General features: G+C 48.3%; 14 protein-coding genes. 8 read left to right on the forward strand and 6 right to left on the reverse strand.

Annotated elements, in window-relative coordinates; genetic code table 11:
- Positions 1–78: 78 nt before the first annotated feature.
- From ACM64D_RS02375 to ACM64D_RS02385, 3 genes are all read right to left on the reverse strand, one after another.
- Complete coding sequence (locus ACM64D_RS02375) at positions 79–1,503, reverse strand: trypsin-like peptidase domain-containing protein (protein WP_415061586.1); 1,425 nt, start codon at positions 1,501–1,503, stop codon at positions 79–81.
- An 11-nt stretch (positions 1,504–1,514) separates the two neighbouring features.
- Positions 1,515–1,763 carry a DUF1844 domain-containing protein gene (locus ACM64D_RS02380; protein ID WP_415061587.1) on the reverse strand — a complete coding sequence of 83 codons (249 nt, stop codon included), beginning with the start codon at positions 1,761–1,763 and terminating at the stop codon, positions 1,515–1,517.
- Positions 1,764–1,827: 64 nt separating this feature from the next.
- Positions 1,828–2,640 (reverse strand): M48 family metalloprotease, encoded by an 813-nt coding sequence (locus ACM64D_RS02385; protein ID WP_415061588.1) that lies wholly within the window; start codon positions 2,638–2,640, stop codon positions 1,828–1,830.
- Positions 2,641–2,787: 147 nt separating this feature from the next.
- Here ACM64D_RS02385 and ACM64D_RS02390 point away from each other — a divergent pair, with 147 nt between their 5' ends.
- Genes ACM64D_RS02390 through ACM64D_RS02420 form a run of 7 tightly spaced genes read left to right on the forward strand, consistent with a single transcriptional unit; the run spans position 2,788 to position 10,292 of the window.
- Positions 2,788–3,762: an AAA family ATPase gene (locus ACM64D_RS02390; RefSeq protein ID WP_415061618.1), complete on the forward strand. Its 975-nt coding sequence runs from the start codon at positions 2,788–2,790 to the stop codon at positions 3,760–3,762.
- Positions 3,762–4,628 (forward strand): DUF58 domain-containing protein, encoded by an 867-nt coding sequence (locus tag ACM64D_RS02395; protein WP_415061589.1) that lies wholly within the window; start codon positions 3,762–3,764, stop codon positions 4,626–4,628. Before ACM64D_RS02390 ends, ACM64D_RS02395 begins: the two co-directional genes overlap by 1 nt.
- A gap of 2 nt (positions 4,629–4,630) precedes the next feature.
- Entirely contained in the window at positions 4,631–5,521 is an 891-nt protein-coding gene (locus tag ACM64D_RS02400) for a hypothetical protein (RefSeq protein WP_415061590.1), read from the forward strand.
- Positions 5,518–6,528 carry a vWA domain-containing protein gene (locus ACM64D_RS02405; protein WP_415061591.1) on the forward strand — a complete coding sequence of 337 codons (1,011 nt, stop codon included), beginning with the start codon at positions 5,518–5,520 and terminating at the stop codon, positions 6,526–6,528. The genes ACM64D_RS02400 and ACM64D_RS02405 overlap by 4 nt, the downstream gene beginning before the upstream one ends.
- On the forward strand, positions 6,528–7,592 hold the full coding sequence (locus ACM64D_RS02410) for a vWA domain-containing protein (RefSeq protein WP_415061592.1): 1,065 nt from the start codon (positions 6,528–6,530) through the stop codon (positions 7,590–7,592). The genes ACM64D_RS02405 and ACM64D_RS02410 overlap by 1 nt, the downstream gene beginning before the upstream one ends.
- Positions 7,589–8,326, forward strand: a complete 738-nt coding sequence (locus ACM64D_RS02415) for a tetratricopeptide repeat protein (RefSeq protein WP_415061593.1) — start codon at positions 7,589–7,591, stop codon at positions 8,324–8,326. The genes ACM64D_RS02410 and ACM64D_RS02415 overlap by 4 nt, the downstream gene beginning before the upstream one ends.
- Positions 8,310–10,292 carry a BatD family protein gene (locus ACM64D_RS02420; protein WP_415061594.1) on the forward strand — a complete coding sequence of 661 codons (1,983 nt, stop codon included), beginning with the start codon at positions 8,310–8,312 and terminating at the stop codon, positions 10,290–10,292. The genes ACM64D_RS02415 and ACM64D_RS02420 overlap by 17 nt, the downstream gene beginning before the upstream one ends.
- 60 nt (positions 10,293–10,352) lie before the next feature.
- Here the strand turns inward: ACM64D_RS02420 and ACM64D_RS02425 are convergent, their stop codons facing one another.
- Positions 10,353–11,093, reverse strand: a complete 741-nt coding sequence (locus ACM64D_RS02425) for a DsbA family protein (protein WP_415061595.1) — start codon at positions 11,091–11,093, stop codon at positions 10,353–10,355.
- A 92-nt stretch (positions 11,094–11,185) separates the two neighbouring features.
- Entirely contained in the window at positions 11,186–12,517 is a 1,332-nt protein-coding gene (locus ACM64D_RS02430; RefSeq protein WP_415061596.1) for an alpha/beta fold hydrolase, read from the reverse strand.
- Between the two features lie 133 nt (positions 12,518–12,650).
- On the opposite strand from ACM64D_RS02430, the gene msrB reads away from it, so the two are divergent.
- The gene (gene msrB / locus ACM64D_RS02435; RefSeq protein WP_415061597.1) at positions 12,651–13,205 is read left to right on the forward strand and encodes a peptide-methionine (R)-S-oxide reductase MsrB; all 555 of its coding nucleotides are present in this window, start codon (positions 12,651–12,653) and stop codon (positions 13,203–13,205) included.
- Here the strand turns inward: msrB and cobB are convergent.
- Positions 13,202–13,918 carry a Sir2 family NAD+-dependent deacetylase gene (cobB, locus tag ACM64D_RS02440; RefSeq protein WP_415061598.1) on the reverse strand — a complete coding sequence of 239 codons (717 nt, stop codon included), beginning with the start codon at positions 13,916–13,918 and terminating at the stop codon, positions 13,202–13,204. The genes msrB and cobB overlap by 4 nt on opposite strands.
- Positions 13,919–13,995: the final 77 nt, after the last annotated feature.

Genomic DNA, 13,995 nt, shown 5'->3' on the forward strand with positions numbered 1-13,995 from the left:
AGCACAAAAATACAAAAGCCCCTCGTCGGAGGGGCTTTGTGGGGCGCCGTGGTTAGAAAATGTCACCAGGCACCTTTTTTAGTTGGCTTCGATGTTGATGATTTGGATGCGTGCGTTGCGAGCAATGCGCAAGGTGTTCTGTCCTTTTTTGAGGTTTTTAAGTACGTCTTTGCTAGAGTCCACGGGCTTCTTGTTTACGTCAAGAACGACATCCCCCACGCGAAGTCCTCCTCGGCTGGCAACAGACGCGCGCTCTGTTTCGATGATCACGGGTTGGGTCATATCTTCAGGAAGGCCCCATTCTTTACGAAGTTCTGGAGTGGGGTCAATAACTGTGAAGCCCAAGTTGAAAGGAGCCTTTTGACCTTGGTAAGTTTTTGCTTGAGCGGGCCTGACACGGCGGTCGTCTGCTCTTTCCGCGACACTGACATTCACGTTCATGTCTTTGTTGTTGCGGATAATCTTTGCTTTCACGGTTTTGCCAATAGGGGCGTCACTCACGGCATCGATCAACTCTAAAGAGCTGCGGATCGTTTTGCCGTTAAATTCAGTCACGATATCGTAAACTTTCAAACCGGACTTAGCTGCCGGGCCACGAGGATCCATGTTGGTGATCACAGCACCACGCACGTCACCCAGTCCTAGATACTCGGCCGCTTCGGGATCTAGATCCCCCAGAGCCGCGCCAATGTAACCACGGGCGATGCGGCCTTTGCTTTCAAGAGTTGGCAGGATGGTTTTCACGTCATCAATCGGAATGGCAAAGCCGATCCCTTGCGCGCGAGCATCGATCGCCGAGTTCACGCCGATCACTTGGCCTTTGGTGTTCACCAAGGGACCGCCTGAGTTTCCAGGGTTGATGCTAGCGTCAGTTTGGATCAGAGGGATTTTATTGATCTCGGTGATGTCCCGCCCTTTGGAGGAAACGATTCCCTTAGTCATCGAGTGCCCATGGCCAAAGGGATTCCCGAACGCCGCGACCCATTCGCCGACTTCAAGATCTTTGGAAGATCCCAAAACCGCCACGGGGAGTTTTCCTTTCGGCGCAATCTTAATCAAAGCGATGTCCGTTCGCTCATCACTTCCAATCAGAGTTGCCTCGTAGATATCCTTGGAGTTTTCACTGAGCTGAACATTGATGATGTCAGCTCCCGCAATCACGTGGTTGTTGGTGATAATCAAACCGTCTTCGCGAATGATAAAGCCTGTTCCCAAACCAATCTGTTGAGGGCGCTGTTGTTGCTGCGGCTGTTGCATGCGGAAGCCATAAAGTTGTTCCAGCATTTCCAACATGGGGTCGCGACCGCGCGGCATATTTTTAGGTAAAGCCGTCGTCGAGATGTTGACGACCGCAGGGTTGATGGCTTTTGCCAACTCCACAAAAAGATTCCCAGGCAAAGGCTCACTCAGCTTCAGCTTGGGAGGATCTTTGGGAAGGCTTTGTGCTTGAGTTGTCGGCGCCGCCAAAATAAAAGCCAGTGCAAGAAATAACGATTTTTTCATACAGTTCTCCTCTAGATGGAAACGTACTTCATTTGCAAATCACTGATTAAGTTTTCCAAAAATTTGGCTTCATCGCCAGAGAGATTTCCTTTGGTCTTCTCTTGAAGAACCAGCAGAAGGTCGATATTAAAACGAGCCATGTTCTTATCTTTGCTCACTTCTCCCGACTGAGGATGTGGAGCTAGCCCCATGGCCATGACAGCCGATGAAGCAATAGACATAATAAGTACTGAAAAAGAGGCTTCTAATTTTTCACCCATAATAACACCTTGTCTAAATGTGAGCTTTGAAATCTCCCTGTCAAGGTCGCGAGTTCATTGCGAATTAGATAGGATAGTAGCCCATCAACTTCTGCAAACGCACCTCAATGGCTGGGTGAGATTTCAAAAATAAATTCTTTTGTTTAAAACCCTCGGGATTCACCATGAAAAGGTGACTTGTGCAGGGGGGAACTTCCAGAGGCATGGTTTGCGCCAGTCCCTCCATGCGCCACAAAACTTCGCCAAGGCGATGGCGGCTGTCCAAAAGATGGGAAGCCATCAGGTCATTTTCGAAGAAGGACTTTTCAACCACCACGCACTTGATAATGAACCAACCCACCGGAGAAAGAATGGGCATAAAAAACTGCAATTTATAAGGTAAAATTGAATCCAAAAATTGCCCCAAGCCCACAACAGAGTTCGCGAGGGCGCTGCTCACGCCAAATGCAAAAGTATCTAAACGACGGATGTGACACAGTTGGTGGGCGACCACGGATTCTAGCTCGTCATCATTTAACTTTTGCAGAAGGCCGGCCGTGAAACCTAAAGAACCTCTCTTCCAAGAGTGTCCCACGCAGAACGCGTTAGCGGAGGTGTGGGGGGTGATATAAATCGCGGGTGCTGGCATATGAAGTTCGGCCGAAAGCCTTTGCACCTTGTCGATAAGGCCCCAGGCATCTTGTCCTTTGACTCTTTTGGCATTGAGTTTTGCAAGAACGCGACTTTCTCCGTAAAAGAAGACAAAGAAGTTCAAGGTGAGGGCGAAGAGAAATCCTATCAACAACCCTAGTCGTTCGCCCAACTCATAGCCCAAAACGAGCAGCGCGAGGGAACTTGTGAGAATAAATATCCAGACTTTTGTATTGTTGTTGATCATATAAAATTTGTCCCACTTTATTGGTCCCTTGGCAAGGGTAGAGGAAGCGCTGCTTTAGAAAGTCTAAGCTTGCGAACTTTAAGGGAAAACTGTGAAATAAGTAAGTTAATCTCTTTAGGAGGATACAGCGTGAGTGAAGTTGACATAATGGCCCTCAATGCCGCGATCAAGCAAGAAAGCCAATTCATCGAAAAAATGATGGCTGAAATCAACAAAGTTGTCGTTGGGCAAAAGGAAATGGTGGAGGGCATCATGATGGGTCTTCTCACCGGTGGACACATTCTCTTAGAAGGTGTGCCAGGTTTGGCGAAGACCTTGACGATTGCGACCGTTTCTAAATCCATCTCTTTGGACTTTCAACGGATTCAGTTCACGCCGGATCTTCTGCCCACAGACCTCATCGGGACGATGATCTTTAATCCAAAATCAGGAGAATTTGCTCCGCGCAAGGGACCCATTTTCACCAATATCGTGTTGGCTGACGAGATCAACCGCGCCCCTGCGAAGGTTCAATCGGCTCTGCTAGAGGCGATGGCAGAAAAGCAAGTGACGATTGGCGACGTGTCTTACAAGTTGGCAAATCCCTTCCTGGTATTGGCAACGCAAAATCCTTTAGAGCAAGAAGGAACGTATCCTCTTCCCGAAGCCCAGATGGATCGTTTTATGTTTAAGATCAACGTCGTTTACCCAGGTAAAGGCGAGGAACTTGAGATTCTAAACCGCATGGGCACGAACGAAAAGCCTGAAGTCAATGCGGTGATCTCTAAAGAAGATCTTCTGCGGGCATCACAGCGGGCCGATCAGGTTTATGTTGATAACAAAATTAAAAACTACATTGTCGAAATCATCATGGCTTCGCGTAAGCCCGGTGAATACGGTTTGAGCCGTATCGCCAATCTGGTCAATGTGGGTGGTTCACCACGTGCGACGATCAGCTTGTATCGCGCGGCGAAGGCTCATGCCTTCATTCGTGGTCGCGGTTATGTGACGGCGGAAGACGTGAAGGCGATCGCTTATCATGTGATGAGACATCGTTTGATTCTGACCTATGAAGCGGAAGCGGAAAATATTAAAACAGACGACATCATCAAGGAAATCTTAAGTCAAATTGAGGTGCCCTAGTGAGTTTGCCTCCTGAGGTCTTAAAGAAAGTTAAACTCTTAGAGATCAACACAAGGAAGCTTGTGAATAATCTCTTTGCGGGTGAATACCACACGGCCTTTAAGGGCCAAGGGATGACTTTTGCGGACTTCCGGGAGTATGTGCCGGGCGATGACGTGAGAAGTATTTCCTGGCCGCTCACGGCTCGAACGGGGAAACCCTATATTAAAACTTTTGAAGAAGAGCGTGAGCTGACCTTGATCCTTGCCGTGGATGTCAGTGGCTCCAGTGATTTTGGAACGGGTCCTTATTTTAAGGGCGAAGTGATGACTCACATGGCGGCGCTCTTGGCTTTTTCTGCGGTTAAAAACAACGACCAAGTGGGGTTGTTACTTTTCAGTGACCAGGTGGAACACTTTGTTCCGCCCAAAAAAGGACGGGGCCATGTGCATCGTCTGTTGCGGGATCTTTTTTATTACCAACCCAAAAGTCATCGCACAAAACTCTCTTCCAGTTTTACCTATTTGCAGGGAATTTTAAAGAAGCGAGCCACCATTTTTGTTTTCAGTGATTTTATGGACGAGGGCTTTGATCAAAGTCTTCGTTTGTTAGGAAGAAAACATGACGTGGTTGCGTGCGTGGTGAATGACGCCGCAGAATATTCTTTGCCGCAAATGGGTGTCATCGAGGTCCAGGATGCGGAAACGGGAGAAGTGCTGACGGTGGACACCTCTTCGGCGAGCTTTCGCGCTCAGTATGAGGAGTCCGTTTTAAAGCAAAAAGACCAGAGAGATCGGTTGCTGCGTTTGTCGCAGGTAGAACGTGTGGATGTGAGATCCAGTGAAGATTATGTGAATCCCCTGGTGGCATTTTTTAAGAAGAGATAGTGATGGCAACGATTCAGTGTAAAACAGAGATCCCTGCTGTCGCGGGGTTAAAAGACAACGAGCTCACCGTCGGGCGCGAGTTTCTTTTAGTCTGTGACGGGGAGTTCCCGAAAAATCTTGCCCAGGAAAAACTTCAGTTTATTTTAAAACCCGAAGAAAAGTATCAGATCCATCTTTTGGGTTTTGAGTTCAGGTCCCCGACTCAGGCGGACATCAAGATCACGGCCTATAAGGCCGGTCAATTTCAGTATCAGGATCTTCAGTTGAGTGACGGCACCAACAGTTTGAGTTTGGGGCCGGTTCAGTATCAGGTTGAAAGTGTTTTGCCGAAGCCCGAGCCGGGACAGCCGGAAACCAAACAAGAGCCTTATGGTCCCGTGGGACCTGCACAGATGCCGGTGCCTATGCTTTATTGGGCCCTGCTGGCGGGACTTGTCGGTGTGGTTATTTTGATTTTTATCAGCAAGATCTACCGTACGGTGCAAAGACGAAACATGCTGGAACGACTTAAGGAGCACGACTCTGCGTTGACTCCGTTGGCGCAGTTCCATCAAAGTTTCCGTCGCTTGCAAAGAAGCAATACCGTGTTCTTTGGAACGCAGGCGGAGGAAGATCATATCTTTCAATGCCTGGAAGAAACGCACAGCATGTTTAAGCTTTATTTGACCCGTCGTTATCAAGTTCCTGCCATAGAGTGGGGTGACCGACTGGTCTTAAAAGATCTTAAGAAACATCATAAAAAAATGTTCCAGGAATACGGCGACGAACTTAAAAAACTTCTTAAAGAGTATGAGCGCGGCTTTCAAGACAAGGCCAACTTAAAAGAGCGGGATGTCTTGAATATTTCCACGCACACGCGTGTTTTGGTTGAAAAGATGGAGAGAATGCCATGACTTATCATTCTCTTTGGGCTTTTTGGCTGCTCCTTCCATTAGCGCTGATTTTGGTTTGGACACTGTGGAATAAGAAAAAGAAAACACCGACCTTGCAGTTTGGCTCGGTGAAACTCTTAAAGTCGGTGACTCCGGGATTGCGCACGCGTTTGATGAATGTGCCGACCTTGCTGAAGGCGGGGGCTCTTGTTTTTGCGATTGTGGCTTTGGCCCGTCCGCAGACGATGAACACCAAGATTCGTAAAAATGTGGAAGGCATCGATATAGTTATTTGTTTGGATGTCTCTGACAGTATGCTGATCGAGGACATGAAGCCGCTGAACCGTTTGGAAGCAGCGAAAGAAACTATCAAGAAGTTCATCGAGGGGCGAAGTTCCGATCGTATCGGTTTGGTGGTTTTTGCCGGAGAATCATTTACGCTGGTTCCGCCGACTTTGGACTATCAGTTGATTCTGCAACGTGTGGGCGAGATTACCAGTGCCTCCAGTGCGAAGATTAAAGACGGAACGGCCTTGGGTGTTTCGATGGCGAACGCGGCGGGGCGCCTGAAGGATTCCCAAGCTAAAAGCCGGGTCATGATCTTTATGACGGATGGAGAGAATAACTCCGGCACGATCGACCCGGAAACAGGTTTGGAGATCGCCAAAGGTTATGGAATCAAAGTTTATTCTATTGGAATCGGGAAAGACGGTCCGACGCGTATTCCTGTCTATACGCGCGACATTTTCGGTCAGAAAATTAAAACCTATCAGCCCTTTGAAAGCACGGTGAATGAGGATCTTTTAAGTCGCATGGCCTCGGAAACGGGTGGAAAGTACTATCGTGCGACCAGCGAAGGGTCTTTGAAAAAGGTCTTTAATGACATCGACAATCTTGAAAAGACCAAAATTGATGTGAATAAGTTTACAAACTATACAGAGAAGTTTCCTCCTTATCTGATGACGGCTATTATTCTTTATCTGGTCGGGATTCTTCTGGGACGGTCTTGGTTAAGGAGGGTGCCATAATGTTTCGTTTTGAAAACATCGCGGCTTTTAACTACCTCTGGTTGATTCCGGTGATCCTGGTTGTCGGCTATTTCTTTGATCGCCTTTCTCGCAAGCGTATGCAGCAGGCGATTGGAAGCCGACTGTATCCATTTTTATCAAGCTCGGTATCCAATAAAAAACGTTCCTTCAAAACTCTGTTGCAGGTATTAACTGTTTTCTTCTTCGTTCTGGCGTTGGCTCGTCCGCAAATGGGGGAAAGTCAGCAGGAAGTAAAAAGCGAAGGCGTGGAAATCATCTTCGCGGTGGATGTGTCTGAAAGTATGATGGCAGAAGACGTTAAGCCCTCTCGGCTGGCTCAGGCCAAAGCGGAACTCAGTCGTTTGGTGGATTTGATGCCGGGAAACAAAGTGGGCGTCGTGGCCTTTGCGGGATCAGCGGCCCTCTTGTCACCTTTGACCAATGATCCTGGCGCGATCAAAATGTATCTGGAGTCTTTAGAGGCCAACTCGGTTTCTTCGCAGGGAACCAATTTCACTGAAGCCTTGAAAGTTTCCAAGGAAGCTTTTGAACGAGGTGGGGTCACAACCGATGAAGTCGTGAAAGTAACACGCGTGATCTTGCTGGCGTCTGACGGGGAAGATCACGAGCCAGGAGCTTTGGAAGAAGCCAAGAAAATGGCCGGTGAAGGCATTCGCATATTTTCTTTGGCGTATGGAACTGAAAAAGGCGGAGCCATTCCGGTACGCGATGGCATGGGATTTTTAAAAGGCTATAAGAAAGACCGTCAGGGACAAACGATTCTTACGACGGTTAAGGGCGATGCCTTGCGAGCCCTGGCGGAAGCGGGCAAGGGAAGTTTTTATTTTGCGACCTTCGGGGGAGATCAAACGAAACTTCTGGTTGAAGACATCACGAAGCTTGAGAAAACTCAATTTGATTCCACGGTGGCCACTCAATATGAAGAGCGTTTTCAGGCTCTTTTGTTGTTGGGGATTGTGGTGGCTCTTCTGGAACTTTTCCTCGGAGAAAGACGCAGCTCCTTCCGTTTCTGGAAGGGCCGTTATGAGGTGCCGCCAGCATGATCATCGTGAGAGCTATTCCCTTATTGGTGTTGTCGCTGCTTCTGACCTCCTGTGGACCGGGACGCCCTCATTTGCGGACGTTGGAATTAAATCGGGAAGGAAATAAGAGTCTCAAGGCTCAGAATTTCGGTCCTGCGATGGATAAGTATATCGAAGGCCTTCGTTATGACCCTTTTGCCGGAGCCTTGCATTTGAATCTGGGACTGAGTCTTGAGGGGCTGCAACAGGCCGAGAAAGCGATCCAATCCTACAAAGAGGCCGAAGCGTTGGCAGTGAAGGCCCAAGATCTTCCGTTGGTCTTTATGGCGCGATTTAATCAGGCGCAGCTTCTGGGCAAAGCCAAAAAAATTGATGAGGCGATTGCTCTGTATCAAAAAGCTCTAGAGATTATTCCCTCTTCTGTTGAGGCGAAAACCAACATTGAACTTCTCACTCAATCCCAACAGGGGCAGGGAGGGAAGGACAATCAGCAACAGCAGAACCAGCAAGGGAATCAAAATCAGCAGCAGCAACAGCAAGATCAGAGCGATAAAAAGGATGAGAAAGACAAAAAAGAAGAACCCAAACAGGTTCAACAGTCTCCCAAATACAAACCTCGTCCTTTCCAGGGTAAAGAACTTTCCGAAGGGGATGTGAAGAAGATCCTCGGAGAACTAAAGCAGCAAGAAGAAAAGATTCGTGCTGAATACAATCGTAAAGAAGTGAAGGAGCAGCCGCGTGACAAAGACTGGTAATTTCCTGTTCTTTCTGAGTTTCCTTTTTTTTAGTTTATTCGCCCACGCCAACACCACGGTGCAATCCACGGTGGATCGCAATGAAATGGGAGTTGGTGATACGTTCACTCTGACGGTCGCGGTGGTGTCGACGGATGATGTGGATGTTCAAGATCCGCGTATTCCGGATTTGGATGGGTTTGATCTTTTGAATAACTGGCAGTCGACGGCCGTGGCGCAAAAGTTAGTGAATGGTCCTCAAGGGATGCAGTTTGAAACGCAAAGACGCAAAGAGTTCCACTATATGCTTTCAGCAAAAAAGACGGGAACACTGAGCGTTTCTTCTTTTGAAGTGGTGGTCAACGGCAAGGTCTTTCGAACTCAACCCATCGTCATAAAGGTTGGAACGCAGTCCGTGGGTCCTGGCCCCCGAAAACGTGCGGTTCCTCAAGCTCCGGGGATGCCTCCGATGGAAGACCCGTTTGAGTCCATGGATCAGGCGGAAGATGAAATCTTCAATCAGCTTTTACGACAACGCCAAAGACTTTTACAACAGCAGATGGGGCAAATGGCCCCTGACGAAAATATGCCGTCAGCTGTAGGGTTGCCGGAAGCCGCTTTTCGAAGTCTTCCCACCAATCCCAATGAAGCGTTTTTCATCTCGGTAGAGGTTGATAAAACGGAAGTTTATGAGGGCGAGCAAGTCACCGTGAACTGGTACATCTATACTCGCGGACAGATGGAAACCTTGGATCGTTTGAAGTTCCCTAGCCTAAAAGGTTTTTGGAAAGAGATTATCGAGGAAGTTCCCTCCATCCAGTTTTCGGAAGAAATCGTAAATGGCGTTCCTTGGAAAAAAGCTTTGCTTGCTTCCCATGCGTTGTTTCCAATTAAAGCCGGGACCGCTGTCATCGATGAATACAAAATCAAGTCTCGCGTTCGTTTGCCCGCTCAAGGTTTGGGAGGATTTTACGGTCGCCCTTATGAATACACCAAAAGCTCAGCGCGAGTTCCCATCAAGGTAAAGCCTCTTCCCGTCGAAGGGCGTCCCTCTGACTTTACTGGTGCGGTTGGGCAATTTGAGGTGCATGCCAGCGTTGAAAACACGACGGCTCCGGTGAATCAGCCCTTCAGTCTTAAAGTGCGCTTTGAGGGCGCCGGAAATGCCAAGCTGATTGACCTTCCAGTATTGAATTTGCCCACAGGACTTGAGCAGTACGATACGAAGTCAGAATCTAAGTTTTTTAAAAACGGGCGCAGTTATAAAGAGTTCGAAGTTTTGGTGATTCCTCGTCAAGAGGGCAGCATGGTTATTCCCGCAATGAGTATCAGCATGTTTGATCCTCACACGAAGAAGTACTACACCAAGACGACTCAAGCGATCACGTTGAGCATCGTAAATAATCCCAATGCGCCGGTGGGTTCAGCATCACGTTTGGCGGAGACGACCAAGCCTGCTGCGCCCCAGAAGGTTGTAGAAAACAGGCTTCCAGATCCGATCATGGTGTGGGAGCCTTCGACCGCGGCGAGCATCGTTTACAAACCGTGGCTGTGGGCCTTGGTTTACGGAGTGATGTCTTTGGGGCTTTTGTTAAAGGCGCAAAACGAATTTGGTTGGGGACGTCGTCGTCGCAGTCTGAAAGACCTTGTACAAAAACGTTATAAGAGGGTCGACGGAGCTTTGCAAAAGGGCGACTACCGCAAAGTGGGCGCAGAGATGACAAACATCTTCTACACAGTTTTAGGAGAAGCTTCCGGAACAGGTGGCGCCGCCACCGAGATCTCTCGTTTGTTAGAGATGGTGCCTCCAAGTCTGCGCCGCGATCACGGTGACGACATCGCCAAAACTTTTGAAATCTTCCAAACGATGAGCTTCGCTCCCGAAGAAATGCTGGGCTCCTTAAAAGACCCCGCACAAATGAAAAGTCACGTTGATCACGGCAAAAAAGTCATCACCGCCGTCATCTCCGCCATCGAATCCAAATAACCGACGGCGGAGGTACGCCGTACCTTTTTGAAGTGCGGCGCGGCTAACTTTGGTCGCGCCCTATGCTTGCCCCTTCTTCAACCGCTCCAGAATCCTCTCAAAATCCGTAAACCCAACGGCAAGAAGTTCAAACTTGCCGTCCTTCAAAAGCCCAAAGCTGGGATACCCTCGTACACCCCAACTGCGGTTGCGTTGAAACTCTTCAAAAGTTTTTTTCTTTGTTTCGGGAGCTTGAAAAATACGACGGAACTCTTCAAATGAAAGTCCGTAGTCTTCGCAGATAGAACGATAGAACTCTTCTTCACCAGGATCGGCGTTATCAACATAGAATTTTTTTTGAATATCAGCGAACAAAGCATAAAGTGTCTTGTTGTTGTCGTTCTTAGAATTCAACAAGGTTCCCGCTGTCACAACTGCCCGACACGCGGGTTCCGTGTCGTAATTGAAGTGCGACCGTTCAAATAAGGAAAAACGAAACGCTTGCCCTGTTCTTTGGCCGATCTCTTCCCAGTGATGACGCAAGAAATTTTTGAATTGGTCATTCCAAGGATCGCCGCCCCCGGGACGAAGCCCCCCAACAACAACAGAGAAAGACAAACCTTGTTCGTCACAGTAGGATTGAAGTTGCTTCACAACAGAGGAAATCCCCCAGCACCACGAACACATCGGGTCGCCGATATAGACGATCTCAAGATTTGAGACTTTCTTTTGTGCGGCACTCGCATCGGAGGAAAGTATCGGTGCCTCACATACGCCAGTGTCTAGATCGCAGATATTATTGTTTTGCCCTGAGGAAATCATTTTTTGTATCCTTTTTTTTGATCCATCTTATCTGCAAAAATGATCTAAAAAAATTATAAATATATGATCAAAATGATATTAAAATTGGATCATTATTTTCGAGGGCCGGATCTTCGCACCCAACGCAAAGAAGTGGCGTTGCTGATCTTCTGCAGATCCTCTTCGGACAAAGTCTCGCCTAGAAGAACTCTATTTAAGATCTCCTTGCGTGTCTCGACGGAAACGCCTTGTTCATAGCCCGACGTTAGTGGCCCATGTAAAGGCATGTGTCCCCCATTGCGCACCAAAACCAGCTGTGCAAATCCACGAGCTGCATTTTTGAAGTGATCAACGGCATTGTCGGCAGACGTCGCTCCATCCAAGGTGCCTTGAATGTAGGTGGTGCGGGCTTGCGTCGGATACTCGGTCGCTTTAAAAAGCTTTGTGACTTCCTTGTCTGTAAACCCCAACGAACGGCAATAAGAATCAATAAAATGATTCTTGCCATCGGAAACCAATCGTCGGTTTTGGAAAACAGAATAGAAACTGAGTCCCGGCAGATTCATTCCCAACTCTTGGCAGCCAATCATGCCCATCATGACATGACCAAAACCATATTCGACATCCTCTTCCGAGTTGCTTTTTTCAAAGGACTTAAGCGTTCCAATGGCCACGTCATCATTCCAAAGAATGTTGTTCAAAAAATGAAGATAACTTCCCAATGAATCGTCCAAGTACAACATCATCATTCCGGCACTGGAAAACCAAGTCGGAGCGACTTCAGGGTGAGCGGAGAGCTCCAAAATCCGATTCTGGGTTTTTTCAGGAAGAGAATCGAAAAAGTGTTGAAGGATTTTTGTGCGACGAGCGGGCTGGATGAGGCGAGAACCGCCTTCGTAAACAACCCCCTCAAGGGCCACAGCACGGGTTGTCTGAGGAAAGAAGTGTCCATAGAGATGCGCGGGCACGGTCCCGTAGGAGACTCCATAGACAGAAATAGCGTCGACGGCGTATGCCTTGCGGATCTCTTCGATATCCCGTGCGGTTTTTTCTGAGCTATAGAAAGAACGATCCAGATATAGTTCTTTCGCCGCAGGTCGCGAGCAGGAATTGCCTCGTTGGTCGAAGAAGATGATATTCCACTCGTCCAAATCCAGTGACGAAGAGTGAGCCGTGTCGCCAGGCCCTCCCGAGACAAAAACCACGGTCTTTTTTTGTGCATCATAGGGCTTCTTTGTCCATGTGTATAAGTCTGTCGTGCCACGATGCAAAGACGAGTAGTCGACAGGCACCTTGATCCAGCGGCCCAGTTCATTTTGACGAGAGTCTAAGTTTTTCGCGCAGACCTCCACGCCGCCGAGGTAGTCCTTCGGAATAGAAAGGGCCTCCGCCGTGGGTGAAAACGCAAAATAAATGCCCATAAGGAGCAGTAGATTTAGCCTCATACAGGGGGTGGTATAGCAAAGACCAACTGGAGTCTAAAGTGAATTTTATAATTTACGTGATCTTTGCTGTAAGACAAATGACCTACGCGAGTTCTATTCGAAGATATGAGAGTAGAATGTTATTGAGGTCTTTATGAAGAGTTTAGTGCTACTAATATTTTGGGGTGCTTTGTGGGGAATGGGAGGCGATATGGGAAAAGATTTCTCGAATTATCACAGACCCGATCAATCCGAACTCAAGCGCAAGCTGACCTCACTTCAATATGAAGTGACTCAGCTTGAGGGAACGGAGCGACCTTTTAATAACAAGTACTGGGATAACAAAGAAGATGGTCTTTATGTGGACGTGGTTTCTGGAGAGCCGCTTTTTAGTTCTCGCGACAAATACGACTCGGGAACGGGATGGCCCAGTTTCACGCGCCCCTTGGAGGCAGAGCATATTACGACAAAGGTGGATCGCTCTTTAACTTTGCCGCGCATTGAAGTGCGCAGTAAATCCAGTGACTCGCATCTGGGCCATGTGTTCAACGATGGTCCGGCCCCGACGGGGCAACGCTATTGTATGAACTCAGCAGCTTTGCGTTTTATTCCCGTGAAGGATTTGGAAAAAGAAGGTTATGGCGAGTTTCTGCCTTTGTTTGAAGAGCACAACAAGGGAGAACCCGAGGCGGGGGCTCCGGGGTATTAGGGTTCGAGTTCTAAAAACTCTTTGATAAAACGAGGGACCTCTAAAGACGCTGGTCCGACAAAGTGTTTATCAAATGCCGGTGAAATCTCCGTATCCTTGAGATTGATCTCAATTTTTTTTGCCTTCCAAGCCAGGCGCACAAAACCGGCGGCAGGGTAGACGTTCCCACTGGTGCCGATCGAGATAAAATAATCCGCCTTATCCAAAGCTGCGTAAATCTCCTCCATATGGTGGGGCATCTCTCCAAACCACACGATGTCGGGGCGAACACCGCCCTGGCGACTGCAATGAGGGCACTTCTCATTTACGGCCAAGTCTTCGGTCCATTCAAAATGCTCGTCGCAATAGAGGCAGAAAACCCGGTCCAGGCGCCCATGCATGTGAAGCAGATTTTTAGATCCGGCTCGGCGGTGGAGATTGTCGACATTTTGAGTGACGAGCAGAAAAGAGCCTTCCCAGTGCCTCTCCAATTCAGCTAATGCGAGATGAGCGAGATTGGGTTGGATTTGAAGGTCTTTGAGTTGAGCTCTTCTCAAGTTGTAGAAGCGCTGAACCAGGGCGGGATCTCGAGCAAAAGCTTCAGGAGTGGCGACATCCTCGATGCGATGCTCCTCCCAAAGTCCGTCCTGATCGCGAAAAGTGCGAATACCGCTTTCGGCGGAGATCCCTGCGCCGGTAAGAATAACGATATTTTTAAAAAGCCTTAGGTCCATTATGCCTCGCATAAAGTGCTGGAAACATTGAGCTTTCAACTGACTTTCATTAGGATGGGGCGTTCTTCAAAGAAAGG

It is taken from the genome of Bdellovibrio sp. (assembly GCF_047637665.1).
In the GTDB taxonomy this organism is placed as follows: Bacteria; Bdellovibrionota; Bdellovibrionia; order Bdellovibrionales; family Bdellovibrionaceae; genus Bdellovibrio.